This window comes from Lactobacillus sp. UMNPBX4 (genome assembly GCF_002554115.1).
GTDB lineage: Bacteria > Bacillota > Bacilli > Lactobacillales > Lactobacillaceae > Lactobacillus > Lactobacillus gallinarum.
The window spans coordinates 14,816-31,386 of sequence record NZ_PCZF01000024.1 but is presented as its reverse complement, the minus strand read 5'-3'; the positions used below and the strand labels follow the sequence as shown (position 1 = coordinate 31,386).

The 16,571-nt window shown below is 35.3% G+C and carries 15 protein-coding genes and 1 other annotated feature; all 15 genes read left to right on the top strand.

The window, feature by feature from the left end:
- Window positions 1-506 precede the first annotated feature (506 nt).
- The 15 genes from polA (at window position 507) to yqeH (ending at window position 16,570) form a co-directional block, all read left to right on the top strand.
- The gene (gene polA, locus CP355_RS06095; RefSeq protein ID WP_098044112.1) at window positions 507-3,170 is read left to right on the top strand and encodes a DNA polymerase I; all 2,664 of its coding nucleotides are present in this window, start codon (window positions 507-509) and stop codon (window positions 3,168-3,170) included.
- Window positions 3,171-3,178: 8 nt separating this feature from the next.
- Window positions 3,179-4,009, top strand: coding sequence for a DNA-formamidopyrimidine glycosylase (gene mutM, locus CP355_RS06090; RefSeq protein WP_025005309.1), 831 nt, complete (start codon window positions 3,179-3,181; stop codon window positions 4,007-4,009).
- Complete coding sequence (coaE, locus tag CP355_RS06085) at window positions 4,006-4,608, top strand: dephospho-CoA kinase (RefSeq protein WP_098044111.1); 603 nt, start codon at window positions 4,006-4,008, stop codon at window positions 4,606-4,608. Before mutM ends, coaE begins: the two co-directional genes overlap by 4 nt.
- A gap of 2 nt (window positions 4,609-4,610) precedes the next feature.
- Window positions 4,611-5,078, top strand: coding sequence for a transcriptional regulator NrdR (nrdR, locus tag CP355_RS06080; protein WP_098044110.1), 468 nt, complete (start codon window positions 4,611-4,613; stop codon window positions 5,076-5,078).
- Window positions 5,079-5,080: 2 nt separating this feature from the next.
- A complete protein-coding gene (locus tag CP355_RS06075) occupies window positions 5,081-6,412 on the top strand; it encodes a replication initiation and membrane attachment family protein (protein WP_098044109.1) in 1,332 nt (443 codons plus the stop codon).
- A gap of 31 nt (window positions 6,413-6,443) precedes the next feature.
- Window positions 6,444-7,352 carry a primosomal protein DnaI gene (gene dnaI, locus CP355_RS06070; protein ID WP_087235664.1) on the top strand — a complete coding sequence of 303 codons (909 nt, stop codon included), beginning with the start codon at window positions 6,444-6,446 and terminating at the stop codon, window positions 7,350-7,352.
- Between the two features lie 290 nt (window positions 7,353-7,642).
- Entirely contained in the window at window positions 7,643-9,577 is a 1,935-nt protein-coding gene (gene thrS / locus CP355_RS06065; protein WP_098044108.1) for a threonine--tRNA ligase, read from the top strand.
- 205 nt (window positions 9,578-9,782) lie between these two features.
- Window positions 9,783-10,319, top strand: coding sequence for a hypothetical protein (locus CP355_RS06060; protein WP_087176666.1), 537 nt, complete (start codon window positions 9,783-9,785; stop codon window positions 10,317-10,319).
- Between the two features lie 95 nt (window positions 10,320-10,414).
- Window positions 10,415-11,674 carry a DUF389 domain-containing protein gene (locus tag CP355_RS06055; RefSeq protein ID WP_087235666.1) on the top strand — a complete coding sequence of 420 codons (1,260 nt, stop codon included), beginning with the start codon at window positions 10,415-10,417 and terminating at the stop codon, window positions 11,672-11,674.
- Window positions 11,675-11,765: 91 nt separating this feature from the next.
- The gene (locus tag CP355_RS06050; protein ID WP_087176668.1) at window positions 11,766-13,463 is read left to right on the top strand and encodes an aryl-sulfate sulfotransferase; all 1,698 of its coding nucleotides are present in this window, start codon (window positions 11,766-11,768) and stop codon (window positions 13,461-13,463) included.
- Window positions 13,464-13,516: 53 nt separating this feature from the next.
- Window positions 13,517-13,628: a sequence feature (ribosomal protein L20 leader region), on the top strand.
- A gap of 25 nt (window positions 13,629-13,653) precedes the next feature.
- Window positions 13,654-14,187 carry a translation initiation factor IF-3 gene (gene infC, locus CP355_RS06045; protein ID WP_098044107.1) on the top strand — a complete coding sequence of 178 codons (534 nt, stop codon included), beginning with the start codon at window positions 13,654-13,656 and terminating at the stop codon, window positions 14,185-14,187.
- Window positions 14,188-14,208: 21 nt separating this feature from the next.
- Window positions 14,209-14,409 carry a 50S ribosomal protein L35 gene (gene rpmI / locus CP355_RS06040; protein WP_014918452.1) on the top strand — a complete coding sequence of 67 codons (201 nt, stop codon included), beginning with the start codon at window positions 14,209-14,211 and terminating at the stop codon, window positions 14,407-14,409.
- A 43-nt stretch (window positions 14,410-14,452) separates the two neighbouring features.
- The gene (gene rplT, locus CP355_RS06035; protein ID WP_005719897.1) at window positions 14,453-14,809 is read left to right on the top strand and encodes a 50S ribosomal protein L20; all 357 of its coding nucleotides are present in this window, start codon (window positions 14,453-14,455) and stop codon (window positions 14,807-14,809) included.
- 134 nt (window positions 14,810-14,943) lie between these two features.
- Complete coding sequence (locus tag CP355_RS06030; RefSeq protein ID WP_087176669.1) at window positions 14,944-15,468, top strand: YqeG family HAD IIIA-type phosphatase; 525 nt, start codon at window positions 14,944-14,946, stop codon at window positions 15,466-15,468.
- Window positions 15,461-16,570: a ribosome biogenesis GTPase YqeH gene (gene yqeH, locus CP355_RS06025; protein ID WP_087363261.1), complete on the top strand. Its 1,110-nt coding sequence runs from the start codon at window positions 15,461-15,463 to the stop codon at window positions 16,568-16,570. Before CP355_RS06030 ends, yqeH begins: the two co-directional genes overlap by 8 nt.
- Window position 16,571 lies beyond the last annotated feature (1 nt).

The following is a 16,571-nucleotide window of genomic DNA, read 5'->3' as shown; positions in this document are numbered from 1 at the left end:
CCTGGTGCAATTCGCTACCAAGAAAAATATTGGCATATCATACACCAGATGAAATTTTTGAAAGAGAATTGGATCAGATCTATCAAGCAGCTTAAGTGTTCAATTTATTATTGCAATTTACGATCAAAAAAGAAAAGACTTAATGCTAGAAATAAAAAAAGACTTTAGTAAAATTTCTGATAGAACTATAACGTCAACTAAATTTTAAGCTAAAAGTTTATATTTGATCTGATATAATAATTAAGAATCTAATTTTAAGATTGTTGTTAAAACAATTTTTAAAATTATGGTCGCATTTATATGAGTGCGTGGATTGAAATCAATATATGCTTTCTGTTATTCCTTTTAAAGCTAATTGTAGGCTAATCAGAAAGGTTAATATTTAAAGGCTCCATAAAAGTGGAGCTTTTTTCTTTTACATTAAACTTCCTATTAAAAGATTACCCTTGAAACTGGTAAAATAGATAAGTAAGTATAGAGAACAATTTTTATAAAAGGGGAATAAAATGGCAGATAAAAAATTACTTCTAATCGATGGTAACTCTGTAGCTTTCAGAGCCTTTTACGCTCTTTATCGTCAACTAGAATCTTTCAAGAGTCCGGACGGCCTGCACACTAATGCCATTTACGCTTTTAAGAACATGCTCGATGTCCTTTTAAAAGACGTTGATCCAACCCACGTATTGGTAGCTTTTGATGCAGGAAAAGTCACTTTTAGAACAAAAATGTATGGTGAATACAAAGGCGGACGTGCGAAAACTCCAGAGGAGTTACTTGAACAAATGCCTTATATTCAAGAAATGCTGCATGATTTAGGCATTAAAACTTATGAATTAAAGAATTACGAAGCAGACGACATCATTGGTACTTTTGCTGCGAAGGGTGAAAAGGCCGGGTTCACAACCACGATCGTAACTGGTGACCGCGACTTGACCCAACTTGCGTCCGACAAGACGACTGTCGAAGTAACTAAATCTGGTGTTTCTCAACTTGAAGCTTATACACCAGAACATATGAAGGAAGTTAATGGGGTAACTCCAACCGAATTCATCGACATGAAGGCCTTAATGGGTGATAACTCTGATAACTACCCAGGTGTCGAAGGTATTGGTCCTAAGACAGCTTCTAATTTAATTCAAGAATATGGTTCAGTAGAAAATCTTTACGATCATATTGATGAAATGAAGAAATCTAAGCGTAAGGAACGTTTAATTCATGATAAAGACAAGGCTTTTTTAGCTAAAAAGCTTGCCACTATTGACCGTGATTCACCAGTTACACTCGATATTGATGATGTAAAACGTCAACCAGTTGATTATGAGAAACTGCGTCAATTCTACGAAAAGATGAACTTCCGCAAGTTTTTGGCAGAACTTAATGCTTCAGGTGCTGGTCAAGGTAGTGCAGATGTTGAAAAAGTTGAATACACCGTTTTAAATGATGACAATGTTAAAGATGTCAAAGCTACTGAAAAAGACACTGTTGAATTTTATCTAGAAATGCTCGGTGCTAACTATCACTTAGCTCCTTTTGTTGGCTTCAGCTTGAAGATTAACGACAAGATCTACGTTTCAAGAGATGTTGAATTGCTTGAAGAAGATAATATCAAGCACATCTTAGAAGACGAAAAGATTAAGAAGAATGTCTTTGACCTAAAGAAAACAATGGTTGCTGCACATCGTTTGGGCATGCACACTCACGGTCTTGATTACGACATGCTTTTGGCATCCTACTTGATCAATAATGAAAACAACTCTAATGATCTTGGTGAAATTGCCCATCTTTATGGGGATTATTCCGTTAAGACCGACCTTGAAGTCTACGGCAAAGGTAAGAGTGAACATGTTCCCGATGATGACGATGAATTGTTCAACCACTTAGCTTCCAAGGTCAACGCCATTGAAAAGCTTAAGCCGGAGCTTCTTAAAAAGCTTAAAGAACACGAACAGGATGCTTTGTTTGACACAATCGAAATCCCAACTGCTCGTGTTTTAGCCAGAATGGAAATGAACGGGATGAAGGTTGAAGCCAGCACTTTGCTTCAGTTGCAAAATGAATTTGCCATTAAGTTGAAAGAGCTTGAAGACAAGATTTACAGTCAAGCTGGTGAAAAGTTCAATTTGAATTCACCTAAGCAATTAGGTCACATTTTGTTTGAAAAGCTTGGTTTACCACCAATCAAGAAGACCAAGACTGGTTACTCAACTTCAGTTGAAGTGCTTGATCAATTGAAGACACAAAGTCCAATCGTTAGTGAAATTTTGGATTACCGTCAAATTGCCAAGATTCAATCTACCTATGTAAAGGGGCTGCTTGACGTTATCCAACCAGATGGTCGTGTACATACACGTTACTTGCAAACTTTGACTGCAACTGGTCGACTTTCCAGTGTGGATCCTAACTTGCAGAACATCCCTACCCGTACCGAAGAGGGTAAGCAAATCAGAAAAGCTTTCGTGCCAAGTGAACCAGACGGCTACATTTTCTCTTGCGACTACTCACAAGTTGAACTTCGTGTTTTAGCTCACGTTTCGGGCGATCAAAACATGCAAGAAGCCTTCAAGACCGGTTATGATATTCACTCACATACCGCGATGAAAATTTTCCACTTGGATTCACCAGATCAAGTAACGCCACTGATGCGTCGTCACGCTAAGGCTGTTAACTTCGGTATCGTTTATGGTATTTCCGATTATGGTTTGTCCAAGAATTTAGGTATTTCTAGAAAACGTGCTCAAGAATTTATCGACAACTACTTCGAACAATATCCTCAAATCAAGGATTACATGAATAAAGCAGTACAAGAAGCACGTGACAAGGGCTATGCCGAAACAATCATGCACCGTCGCAGATACTTGCCAGATATTCATGCTAAGAAATACACCGTTCGTGCCTTTGCTGAAAGAACTGCTATTAATTCACCAATTCAAGGTTCAGCTGCCGATATTATTAAAATTGCAATGATTAACATGCAAAAGAAGTTAGATGAACTACATTTGAAGACTAAAATGGTAGTGCAGGTACACGATGAATTGATTTTTGATGTACCAAAAGATGAGCTAGAAACAATTAAAAAGATTGTGCCTGAAGTAATGCAATCAGCTGTTAAGTTGGACGTGCCATTGATTGCTGATTCTGGCTGGGGACACAATTGGTATGATGCAAAGTAGGTGATAAAATGCCTGAAATGCCTGAAGTTGAAACAGTTCGAAGAACACTGCTTCCTTTAGTTAAGGGAAAAACTATTAAAAAAGTGATTTTGTGGTATCCAAAAATTGTGGCGACTGATCATGAAAAATTTTTATCTGAATTGCCTGGTAAAAAGATTATCGATATTGATCGCTACGCCAAGTATTTGCTTATTCGCTTGAGTGATAATTTAACGATTGTTTCTCATTTGCGAATGGAAGGAAAGTATCATTTAACTGCGTCTGATGCGCCTAAGGATAAACACGATCACGTTGAGTTTGTTTTTACTGATGGAACAGCGTTGCGGTATAATGATGTGCGCAAATTTGGGCGGATGCAGCTAATTTTAACTGGCACCGAAAGACAAACTACAGGGATTGGTAAGCTTGGAGTAGAACCAAATAGTTCTAAATTTACTTCAGAATATTTAATCAATGGCTTAAAGCGTAAGAAGAAAAATATCAAAAACACTTTGCTTGATCAATCAGTAGTAGCTGGTCTAGGTAATATTTATGTTGATGAGGTTCTTTGGCGAACCAAGATTCATCCTTTAAGTCAGGCCAATAAAATTCCTGTAGAAAAAGTATCTGAATTACATGATCAGATTAATAAGATTATTGCCGAAGCAATTAAGCTGCAAGGTACTACGGTTCATTCCTTTTTGAATGCGAATGGACAAGTTGGTGGCTTTCAAAGTAAATTGCAAGTTTACGGTCATGTAGGTGAGCCCTGCCCAGTTTGTGGTACTAAATTTGAAAAAATTAAGGTTAATGGTCGGGGAACCACTTTTTGTCCTCATTGTCAGGTGATTTATAAATGAGTTATGTCTTAGCATTAACAGGTGGAATTGCCACCGGTAAAAGTACTGCTGATGATTTTTTTAAAAAGAAAAACATTCCGATTATTGACTGTGATCAAATTGCCCACGAACTGATGAAACCCGGCAATGCATCTTGGCAAGCGATTAAAGATCATTTTGGGGTAGAATATTTAAATTCAGACCAAACAATAAATCGTAAAAAATTAGGGCAATTAGTTTTTAGTAATAAAAGAGCCTTGTCTGAATTAAATCAGTTGACGCATCCGTTAATTTTCGATAAAACAGTAGCAAAGATAAAAGAATATCAGAATTTTGCTCTTGTTATTTTAGATGCACCAGTGTATTTTGAAGCGGGATTGGATAAAAAACATGTAGCTAATGGAGTTTTAGTGATTACCCTTCCTGAGCAAATACAGATTGAACGTTTAAAAAAGCGTAATAATCTATCTGACGAGGAAGCAAGAATGCGGATTAATAGTCAGATGCCATTAGCTGAAAAAGAAAAAATGGCCGATTTTGTAGTGGCAAATACTGGTACAATAAAAGAATTAGAAAATAAACTAGAACAGATATTAATTAAGATCAAAGAAGAGGGATAGCTATGGAATGTCCAAATTGTCATCAAAATGCCTCCCGCGTTATTGATTCACGTCCTAGTGATGAAAACCGTGCAATCAGACGACGCAGAGAGTGTGAAAATTGTGGTTTTCGTTTTACAACTTTTGAAAGAGTAGAAACAACTCCGTTACTTGTAATTAAAAATGACGGTACGCGTGAACCATTTAATCGCAAGAAAATCTTGCATGGTGTAATGGCTGCAGGACAGAAACGACCAATTAGCAGTGAGCAATTTGAGCAATTGGTTGATCATGTTGAAAATAAAGTAAGAAAGCAAGGCATTAGTGAAATTTCATCTAAGAAGATTGGTCAATACGTTATGGATGAATTGGCTGATCTTGATGATGTGGCTTACATTCGTTTTGCATCTATTTATCGTGAATTTAAAGATATGTCTAGCTTCATGAAGACTATGGAAGACATGATGGCTAAGAAAGGTAAGGGCAATTAGTCATGTTTGAGACGTCTGATCCCAAACATCTTTATTATGTAGCCAATCGTGTGAAGCTTTTTCCCGAAGATGAAAAAGTTTTAATCAAATTATATCAACCGTTAGTAGGTGCAGTAGCAGTAGCGCTATATCAGACTTTGATTCAAAATTATGATCCGTATGGCATAATTTCCGACTCGAAGGGGATATATTCATTGCAAGAGCAATTGGATTGCAGCTTGAAACAATTATTTGATTCATTGCATAAATTAGAGGCTGTGGGATTAGTCCAAACACTTTTGTCTGATAATGTATTCAATAATGTTTTAGTTTTTAAATTGCTGCAAGTTCCAGCTGCAGACAAATTTTTTGCGACGCCACTTTTAGCTAGTTTATTAAAAGAAAAGGTTGGTGTATCAACCTTTCATGATTTAAGTCATGCTTTTGCTCAAGAAGCAAAATTAAGGGAAAAACCTATTAAAAATGCTAAAGACGTGTCAGCAAACTTTTTTGATGTTTTTCGTTTACCTGGGGATGAAGCAATCACTCCGTCTAGTGATGTGGTTCAAGCCGCACAAGAAAATAAGATTCATGAAGTTGAAACTGCCAAGGTGAATGATCACGATAGTATTGATTGGGATTTTATCAAGCAGGAGTATAATCGCTATCAAATTCCAGCTAGTGAAATTGACCTTAATAAAGATCAAATTCGTGGTTTAATCCAAACGTATGGCTTATCAGAAAAAGAATTTGTAGATGAAAGCTTGCCATGTCTTCATGGCTCATATAGCTTAAATATGCATGACATTAGCAATACTTTAGCGGAAAATTATAAGAGGGCTAATACTAGAGAAAATGTACAAAAGCAGTTAAATGAAGGGCAAAAAAAGGCATTAGCTGTGATTAAAGATATGGATGACCATGATAAAAAGCTGTTAAAAGCAGCTAATGAGAGTTCACCCGCTGAATTTTTGTATAAAATAAAAACGCAAAAAGGCGGTATAACTAGTGCCAATGAGAAGCAGATTATTAATAATTTGCACACCCAGTATGGGTTGCCTGAAGACTTAATCAACATTTTGACCTATACATGTCTTACTTATGACACAGTAGTTAGTTCTAATTTGGCTTATAAGATTGCCAATGACTGGCTGCAACATGGCGTAGCTACAGCCGTACAGGCTTTGCAATATGTGAAAAAGCGGCGCAATAGCTTTGGTAAGAAAAAATCTGTTCGAACTTATCAAAAGCGAGTCGAAAAAGGCACTGATTGGAGTAAGAAAAAGGCTGATAGGGATGCTGGCATTTCTACCGAGCAATTGAAGAATTTATTTAAGGATTTAAATAATAAATAGGATTCAAAGATAATTGGAAGTAGGTGAAAAAATGGAGCCAATTGGCAATGTAATTAAAAAGATTGTAAAAGAGCGTAATCTGGGTGATGAACAATCTTTGATAGAACAAGCCTTGCGTGATCCTGATGTGCAGTCATTTATTCATGCAAATGCAGATAAAATTGATCAAAAGATGATTCGAAATAGTATATCTAACTTGTATGAGTATTATTCTCAAAAACATACTGCGAGTAAGGTGATGGCAGGGTATGCTCCCCAATTATTTTTGAATGGTAAAGTAATTGATATTCGGTATGTGCCAACTAAGGCAAAATTAGCTCAAGATCGCAAGCAAGCTGCCGAGCGAAGATTACAACTAATCGATGTTCCGACTCGTCTTCATGATGTGAGTTTGAGTGAAATTGATGTAAATGATGATCGTAAACAAGTTTTAACTTTGATCTACGACTTTTTAAGAAAATATAAGCAAAATCCGCATATTCAGGGACTATATTTGTCAGGTGATTTTGGTGTTGGTAAGACATATATTTTAGCGGGATTAGCTAATTATGTGGTCACGAACATGAATAAAAATGTTGTGTTCTTGCATGTGCCAACTTTTATAGCCGGATTAGCAAGTCATTTTGACGACAATAGTTTGCAAAGTGAAATTCGCCGTTTGTCTGAATGTGATTTATTGATTTTAGATGATATTGGTGCTGAGAGTCTCAGTCAATGGTCACGAGATGACGTATTGGGTGTAATTTTACAAGCTCGGATGGATAATGTTTTACCAACATTTTTCTCATCTAATCTTGACATGGAAGCATTAGAATCTCATTTTGAAGAAACACGTAATGCGACTGATCCAGTAAAGGCTAGGAGACTTATGCAGCGAGTACGTTTTTTAGCTAAAGAAGTTGTGGTTTCTGGACCCGATCGAAGAAATTCTTTGCATTAATTTTAAAAAAGGTCTTGCATCTAAAAGTTTCGTGCGTATAATGAGAGTTAATTAAGCGAGACATGATAGCTTTCGATTCAGAGAGAAGAACCTTGTTCTGGAAGTTCTTCATTAGAAAGTTACCCCAATCGCTTATTCCCAAAGTTATTAATATTAGGTTGGATGCCTTTATCAATCCGTAAAGAGGTTAGATTACGCTAACCTGAATTTTGGGTGGAACCACGCTAATTAACGTCCCAGTGCATTCTCGCACTGGGACTTTTTTTATTATATTTTTTCTGGAGGAAAATATGAGTTTTTCAATCACTTTGCCTGATGGCTCAAAGAAAGATTTTGAAGAAAGTTTAACTATTGCTGACGTAGCTCACAACATTGCAACTTCACTTGGTAAAGCTGCTGTTGCTGGTAAGGTTAATGGTGAAATTAAGCCACTTGACTTCAAGCTTGATAGTGATAGCGAAGTTGCTATTATTACTGATAAAGATGAAGAGGGCTTAGACGTTTTACGTGCTACTGCTGCTTTTGTATTTGAAGCTGTAGCTAAGCGTGAATATCCTGAACTTCGTTTAGGTGAACATGTTGCCGATGAAGGTGGTTTCTACGTTGACACCGATAAAGATGACCAAATTAAAGTTGGTGAATTACCAAAGCTTGAAAAAGCTATGCAAAAGGTAATTAAGAACGGTGAAAAGATTGAACACGTTCAAATTGCTAAATCAGAACTTGAAGACCTTTACAAGAATGATAAGTTCAAGAGCGAACTTCTTGCTAAGGTTGAAGGCGATACTGTTGATGCTTACAAGCTTGGCGATTTTGTTGACTTTGGTTTTGATGCTTTACTTCCAAACACTGGCAAGATTAAGCAATTTAAGTTATTGTCAGTAGCTGGTGCTTACTGGTTAGGTAAGTCATCAAACCCAATGCTTCAAAGAATCTTTGGTACTGCATTCTTTAAGGAAGCTGATTTAAAGGCTGATCTTAAGCGCCGTCAAGAAATTAAGGAACGTGACCACAGAACTATCGGTCGTGACCTTGACCTCTTCTTCGTTGACCCTAAGGTTGGTGCAGGTCTTCCTTACTGGATGCCAAAGGGTGCTACTATTCGTCGTGTTGTTGAACGCTACATCATTGACCGTGAAGTAGCTGACGGTTACCAACACGTTTACACTCCAGTACTTATGAACCTTGATGCTTACAAGACTTCAGGTCACTGGGCACACTACCGTGATGACATGTTCCCACCAATGGACATGGGTGATGGCGAAATGCTTGAACTTCGTCCAATGAACTGTCCTTCACATATTCAAATCTTTAAGCACCACATTCGTTCATACCGTGATCTTCCACTTCGTGTTGCAGAACTTGGTATGATGCACAGATACGAAAAATCAGGTGCTTTGTCAGGTCTTCAACGTGTACGTGAAATGACTTTGAACGATGGTCACACATTCGTAGCACTTGATCAAGTTCAAACTGAATTTGCTAAGATCTTGAAGTTGATCATGGACGTATACAAGGACTTCGATATTACTGATTACTACTTCAGACTTTCATACCGTGATCCAAAGAACACTGACAAGTACTTTGCAAACGACGAAATGTGGGAAAGAAGTCAAAAGATGCTTAAAGGTGCGATGGATGACCTTGGCCTTGACTATGTTGAAGCTGAAGGTGAAGCAGCCTTTTACGGTCCTAAGCTTGATATTCAAACTAAGACTGCTTTGGGTAATGATGAAACTATGTCAACTATCCAACTTGACTTCATGCTTCCAGAAAGATTTGGTTTAACTTACGTTGGTCAAGATGGGGAAGAACACCGTCCAGTTATGATTCACCGTGGTATTGTTGGTACTATGGAAAGATTCATTGCTTACCTTACTGAAATTTACAAGGGTGCCTTCCCAACTTGGCTTGCACCAGTTCAAGCAGAAATCATTCCAGTTAACAACGAAGCTCACGGCGAATACGCTGAAAAGGTTCGTGCAGAACTTGCTAAGCGCGGCTTCAGAGTAGAAGTTGATGACAGAAACGAAAAGATGGGTTACAAGATTCGTGAATCACAAACCCAAAAGGTACCTTACACTTTGGTATTAGGTGATGAAGAAATGAAGTCAGGTAAGGTTAACGTACGTCGTTACGGTACTGACGAAGAAATTTCTAAGAGTCTTGATGACTTCATTAACGAAATTGATGCAGATGTTAAGTCATACTCAAGAGAAAATTAATTAATATAATTAAAAAATAAAATAAAAAACGTATGCTATGCTAGGTCTAATTAAGACGGCTTTATTGCATACGTTTTTTTTGTTGGTAAAACTAATGTAATTGATTTTTTACGTTTGTAATTAAGAAGTAAAAAAAATGTAATCGCCTTTAACTTTTATGAAATATTTTAATGAAATAATGAAAATAGCAGTTATATAAGGGAAGGTGATAAACGTGAAAAATAAACTCATTATATTTATGACAACTGCGCTATTTATGTTAGCTATTATTGTAATGGGTCAAAATAGAGTGGATGCTGCATCCTGGGGAGCTAAGAACTTATTTACTACGCCAAAGAAAACTCGCGGAACATGGTACTATAAGCATGAAGGCGAAATCAAGAAGCTTAAAATCACAACGCATACATTTAATAAAATCAAATTGTATAAAATGTTGAGCAGTAATAAAGCAATTAAGTGGACTAAAAAATTAGCTAAGGCTGATAAGAAATCAGGATATAAATTAGCTCAAAAGGTTGGTACTTCTCAGTATGAAGCTACTGATTTCAAATTTCATAAAACACCAGGTTTTGCTGCTAATGGCTGGCTATCTAGCGATAGAGCAGATTCAGGACACACTTATGTTGCTATAAAGAAAAAAGATAAAAGTAATAATGATAAAGTAGATGCACTGAGAGTAGGAAATGGAGCAGATAATTCATTTTTATATTATTGCTATAAGAGCAAAAAATTAGTCAAATAGGTTATAATAATTTTATTGATTATTCAATCACATTTTTATATTTTGCACTGAAATCTTAATTCAGTGCTTTTTTCATGAGGATTAGACTAAATAAGATGATAATACGCCAGCGAAAAAATTATTTAACTTCTCAATTTTTATCTAAGATTAGTGCAGATGGAACTTTGAATATTGAAAGTTTGATTGTTCTGACTTGCGCAATTTTTATTGCAAGTGTTGGATTAAATGTTAATTCAACAGCTACTATTATTGGTGCAATGTTAATTTCACCTTTGATGGGACCGCTGCTAGCAATTGGCACAGGCCTTGCTTTATATGATGTTACTTTGCTGCGTAAAGGAACGATTTCATTATTAGCAGAAATTATTATTAGTTTAGCTGCATCTACAATTTATTTTCATTTTTCTCCTTTGACTTATGCTAGCCAAGAAATTATTGCACGAACTTCACCAACGATTTGGGATGTAATGATTGCGTTTTTTGGAGGAGTTGCTGGAATAATCGGTGCACGTAAAAAAGAAGCAAATAATATCGTACCTGGTGTAGCGATTGCAACAGCCTTAATGCCACCAGCTTGTACGATAGGGTATTCAATTGCAGCAGGCAATCTTAAATATTTTTTAGGATCAAGTTATTTGTTTTTGATTAATTGTGTTTTCATAATTTTGACTGCTTTTTTGGGTGTAAAAATTATGAAATGGCTAAGTTATTCTACTAAGCAATCTAAGTTGTTTTTCTTACGCAAGCCAACCTTTAAAGAGTTTGCGATAATTTTAGTAGTAATTATTTTAATTATTCCTAGTATCTTATCAGCTAATCAGATGGTGAATAAAACTCTAGTAGATCAAAATGTTCAAAATCTTGTTGTTAATGAGTTAGGCAATGTTAATCTAATTAAAGAAAATGTCGATACGCAAGGAAAAATAATTAATCTTACAGTTTCAGGTAATAAAATTAATGCTAAGAAAATTCAAGTGGCTAAAGCAAACTTAACAAAATATGACCTGAAAGGCTATTCACTGAATATTGTACAAGTAGCTCAGGTTAATCCCAATGCAGAAAATCAATTAGATCGACAAGTAAATAATATTATTAATCAGCGTCAGCATGAACAAGAACAAGCTGATGAAAAACGTCAACAAGAACAAGAAAAACGTAATCAAGAAATTCGTAAACTGTCCTCTGCAATATCTTCTGTTACTGCAGTTAGTGATAATAAAAATAAGCAAATTACTTTGATAGAGTTAAAAAAGCCGCTATCTAAGAAGAGAAAAAACGCCTTAGTAAGACAAATAAAAGATAAATATCCAAATATTAATTTAGTGGAATTTGTTCAAGAAAATATTAAAAATTAGAAAGCATATAGCATATTACTTTTATTGTGAAATATCTTGATACTAAAATAAATTTTTAAAAGTTTGTTTTATTATAAAAAGGAGAATTTCTGTGAAAAGTAATAAGGTTGTGCTTTTATTAGCATTAGGGACATTAATGTTAATTGAGCCTGCTATGATGCTATATGATAAGCAAGTTGAAACTGTAACAGCAGAGAAGAAAAATACTAATGCCCAAAAAACTAAATTAAGTGACAGCCAAATTATTAAAAATTTAGGTGTCAAAAAGGTAGCTAATTCAGATAACGATAAATTAACAGCTAAATATGCAAATATTGTAAAACAGCAGCATTATACCTGGGAAAATCCTTATATTAAAGTGAATCCGTATGAAAATTCACCGCTAACGGCATTAATGGTCTTTCATACTGATAAGCCAGCTAAAATTAGTTATCGAGTAATAGGAAAAACTGAAAATACGACAATTGAAAATAAAGTAAAGGGCTATCAAGCTGATCATCAAGTGCCAATAGTTGGTCTTTATGCTGGTTATGATAATTCGGTTGAAGTTACTATGACTGATCAAGCAGGTAAAAAACAAGTAAAGGTAGTCAAGATAAAAACAAGTAAATTACCTAGTTGGATTAGTAAATTTCCAATTAAAGTTACTGTCAATGATAAAAGTAAGATGAATTTGGGTTCAAATGAGTTAACTGTTTTAAATAGAAGTACTAAACAAACTTTTGCGGTTGATGGTGATGGGGAAGTACGTTGGTATTATTTACGTTGGAATCAACATATTTTTGAGCAGTTAGATAATGGACATATTTTATTGTTCAATAAAATCAAATCTGGGGATGAACAATACAATATGTTAGTCGAAACTGACTATTTAGGGCGAGTATATCGTCAATTTAGTTTCGATAAAACATTAGGTAAAAGTTATTCTGGAGAAGGAGTATCACTAGTACATCATGATGTAGTAGAAATGTCTAACGGAAATTGGTTATTAACAGTTCATGATGGTAGTAAATATGTAGAAGATACAATTGCTGAACTTGACCCTAATACTGGAAAAATTGTAAAGGTAATCGACTTTAAGAAGATTTTTCCTGAGTCAATGTATAAAAATAGCAAGATCAAAGCAAATGATAATACTAGCAGTGGTTTAGGATTGATGGATTGGCTTCATATTAATACGATTAGTTATGATGATAAAACGGGGAACATTTTATTGTCTGCCCGCAATCAAGATATGATCTGGTCAATGAATTATCAAACAAATAAAATTAATTGGATTTTTTCAAGTAAACCTGAAAGTCAATGGCCTAGTTCATTTCGTAAGTATTTGTTAAAGCCAAGTTCGGGTACTAAATATCCTGGTGGACAACATGGTGTATATATTCTTAATGAAGAAAATAATAAACTAAATGTTCTGCTTTACGATAACAATATTGCTGTTACTAACGGTGATAAGACGCAAAGTAGCAAGTTTTCTGCTGCTACGGAATATCAAATTGATACTAAGAAAAAGACCATTAAACAAGTCTGGAGTTATGGCAAGAATTTAGGTAAACAAAACTTTACCGAAGTTATTGGTTATGCACAACGCTTGAATAATGGTAATACTTTGATTAATTTTGGTTTTAAAAATAAGGGTAAAGAAAGCAATATAATTGAAGTTGATGCCTATGGAAATCAAGTCTTTAATTTGACTATTACTAATAGTGCTAAAGATATGACATATGTATATCGTGCATATCGGATGCAATTTTATCCTGATAATTATGTTTTTGATGCAACTAAATAATTACACATCATGTATTGACGCAGCTGGTTTAAACGCGTATAATACACCTAGTTGAGAACAAGAAGAAGCTCCCGCTTCTCGCCTAAGTTAAGTTAACCTCTGGGCTGATCGATAATTTCTGTTGATTAAAGGCGGGTGATTCTTATCCCGCCTTTTTCTTGTCCTCAAATTAACACGGAGGTGAATAATCATACCAAGAAGTTTAATCTTAAACGAAAGAATTCGTGCACGCGAAGTTCGTTTAATTGATGAAGATGGTCAGCAAGTTGGTGTTGTATCTAAGAATGAAGCTTTGCATAAAGCAAGTGATGCTGGCTTAGATTTAGTTCTTATTTCACCTAATGCTAAACCACCTGTAGCACGTATCATGGACTACGGTAAATATCGTTTCGAACAACAGAAGAAACTTAAAGAATCCCGTAAAAAGTCCAAGACAGTTAGTGTCAAAGAAATTCGTTTGAGTCCAACTATTGAAGGCAACGACTTCGAAACTAAATTGAAGCATGTTCGTAAGTTCGTTTCTAAAGAAGGAGCTAAAGTTCGTGTATCAATTCGTTTTAGAGGTCGTGCCATCACTCACAAGGAATTAGGTCAACAAGTTCTTGAAAAGATGGCTGAAGCAACTTCAGATATTGCTAATGTTATCAGTAAGCCTAAGATGGAAGGCCGTTCAATGTTCTTGATGTTAGCACCTAAGAGTGATAAGGACAAAAAGAAAAAGTAGTTAATTGGAGGAAATAGAAATATGCCAAAGATGAAAACACACCGCGCTTCTGCTAAGCGTTTTAAGAGAACTGCAAATGGTGGCTTGAAGCGTCACCACGCATTTACTGGTCACCGTTTCCACGGTAAGACTAAGAAGCAACGTCGTCACTTGAGAAAGGCTGCTATGGTTTCACGTAGCGACATGAAGCGTATTAAGCAAATGCTTGCTCAAATGCACTAATTATTAGTTCTTTAATAACTGACTATAGTAGGAGGAATTTTAAATGCCAAGAGTTAAAGGTGGAACTGTAACACGTCAACGTCGTAAGAAGATCATGAAGCTTGCCAAGGGTTACCGTGGCGCAAAGCACATGCAATTTAAGGCCGCAAGTACTCAATTATTTGTTTCATACAAGTACGCATTCCGCGACCGTAGAAGACGTAAGAGCGAATTCAGAAAGTTATGGATTGCTCGTATTAACGCAGCTGCAAGACAAAATGATATTTCATATTCTAAGTTAATGCACGGCTTGAAGTTAGCCGGTGTTGACATGAACCGTAAGATGTTAGCTGATATTGCTTACAACGATTCAAAGACTTTTGCACAATTAGCAGAAACTGCTAAGAAGGCATTGAACTAATATGACTATGAATAAGGATCAGGAGATATTCCTGGTCCTTATTTTTTATGATTTTGCAAATATTCTAAGACAAAAATTTCTAATGCAACTCCATTTTTGATATTATAGAGAATGAGAAAAAATGGAGAGTTTTTATGTTATTTAGACCAAAATATACAATAAATACAATTTATAATTTGGACCCCGTCAAGTTGAATGAAATGGGAATAAAAGCAGTTTTTTCAGATTTAGATAATACATTGCTTGCATGGAATAAGTTTGAAACTGCTAAAGAGATGGATAATTTTAATAAAAAACTTGCTAAAGCTAATATTAAATTGGTAGTTATTTCCAATAATAATGCTGAAAGAGTTGGTAAGGTATTAAATCCATATCATATTGATTTTGTTTCTGAATCTCGCAAACCGTTACCTTTTGCGATCACGCGTAAACGCGAAGAGATGAAATTAGCTAAAGATCAAGTAATGATGGTTGGTGACCAGCTGATTACTGATATGCAAGCCGGGAATTTAGCAGGAGTAGAAACTGTTTTAGTAAAACCATTGGTTGAAACTGATAAATGGAATACGCGAATTAATCGCTTTTTTGAAAAGATTATCTTTTTCTTTCTTGGTTTATCACATCGAGTAACCTTTAAGGAGAATTTGCAAAATGGATGAGGATATTATTTGTATTGGCTGTGGGGCAGTTCTTCAGTCTGATGATCCACAAAAGGCGGGTTATTTGCCAAAGAGCGCTCTTGAAAAAGCAAAAAATGAAGAAAATACAGATGTTTATTGTCAACGTTGTTTTAAATTACGTCACTATAATGAAATTATGCCAGTAGATTTAAACAATGATGACTTTTTGGCTTTGCTCAATTCTTTAGCTGAGAAAAAAGCTTTGATTGTCAATGTGGTTGATCTATTCGACTTTTCTAATTCTTTGTTATCATCTTTAAAGCGTTTTGTAGGGAATAATGATTTTATTCTTGTTGGAAATAAATTTGATCTTTTTCCTAAGAATTCTAAGCAAAGCAAAATTAAAGATTGGATGAGACAAGAAGCTAATCGCATGGGGCTTTATCCTAAAGATATTTTCTTAGTTTCTGCTAAAAAGAAATTAAATTTAGAAAGTTTGATTTCATATATTAATGACCAATCTCAAGATAAAGATGTCTACTTTGTAGGGACAACTAATGTCGGTAAGTCAACTTTAATCAATGCAATCATTGACATGATGGGTGATATTCAAAATCTGATCACAACGTCACGTTTTCCAGGTACTACTTTAGATCAAATTGAAATTCCGCTTGAAAATGGACATTTTTTGATTGATACGCCAGGAATTATGACAGACAATCAACTAGCCACTCATCTAGATGCTAAGGATTTGGAATTGATCTCACCTAAGAAACCGTTAAAGCCAGCTACTTACCAACTTTTGCCAGGGAATACTCTGTTTTTGGCTGGATTAGGTAGAATTGATTACCTTAAAGGTGAATCAACTAGTTTTACAGTTTATGTAGCACGTAACATGTATGTTCATCGAACAAAAACTGCCAATGCAGATGCGTTTTATGAAAAACATAAGGGCGAATTATTAGCACCTCCATCTCCAGATGATAAAATGGCACCACTTAAGGGAAAAGAATTTAAAACGGAATTTAAGAGTGACCTATTATTTGGAGGCATTGGTTTTGTAACTGTGCCAAAGGGCTGTTTAGTTAAGACATATACGCCAGATGGTATTGGCTTGGGTATTCGTCGTGCATTAATTTAGA

What these genes read in the sequence shown, in the direction of transcription:
- polA (WP_098044112.1), top strand. Translation starts at nt 507, where the DNA reads ATGGCAGATAAAAAATTACTTCTAATCGATGGTAACTCTGTAGCTTTC.
- mutM (WP_025005309.1), top strand. Translation starts at nt 3,179, where the DNA reads ATGCCTGAAATGCCTGAAGTTGAAACAGTTCGAAGAACACTGCTTCCT.
- coaE (WP_098044111.1), top strand. Translation starts at nt 4,006, where the DNA reads ATGAGTTATGTCTTAGCATTAACAGGTGGAATTGCCACCGGTAAAAGT.
- nrdR (WP_098044110.1), top strand. Translation starts at nt 4,611, where the DNA reads ATGGAATGTCCAAATTGTCATCAAAATGCCTCCCGCGTTATTGATTCA.
- CP355_RS06075 (WP_098044109.1), top strand. Translation starts at nt 5,081, where the DNA reads ATGTTTGAGACGTCTGATCCCAAACATCTTTATTATGTAGCCAATCGT.
- dnaI (WP_087235664.1), top strand. Translation starts at nt 6,444, where the DNA reads ATGGAGCCAATTGGCAATGTAATTAAAAAGATTGTAAAAGAGCGTAAT.
- thrS (WP_098044108.1), top strand. Translation starts at nt 7,643, where the DNA reads ATGAGTTTTTCAATCACTTTGCCTGATGGCTCAAAGAAAGATTTTGAA.
- CP355_RS06055 (WP_087235666.1), top strand. Translation starts at nt 10,415, where the DNA reads ATGATAATACGCCAGCGAAAAAATTATTTAACTTCTCAATTTTTATCT.
- rpmI (WP_014918452.1), top strand. Translation starts at nt 14,209, where the DNA reads ATGCCAAAGATGAAAACACACCGCGCTTCTGCTAAGCGTTTTAAGAGA.
- rplT (WP_005719897.1), top strand. Translation starts at nt 14,453, where the DNA reads ATGCCAAGAGTTAAAGGTGGAACTGTAACACGTCAACGTCGTAAGAAG.
- CP355_RS06030 (WP_087176669.1), top strand. Translation starts at nt 14,944, where the DNA reads ATGTTATTTAGACCAAAATATACAATAAATACAATTTATAATTTGGAC.
- yqeH (WP_087363261.1), top strand. Translation starts at nt 15,461, where the DNA reads ATGGATGAGGATATTATTTGTATTGGCTGTGGGGCAGTTCTTCAGTCT.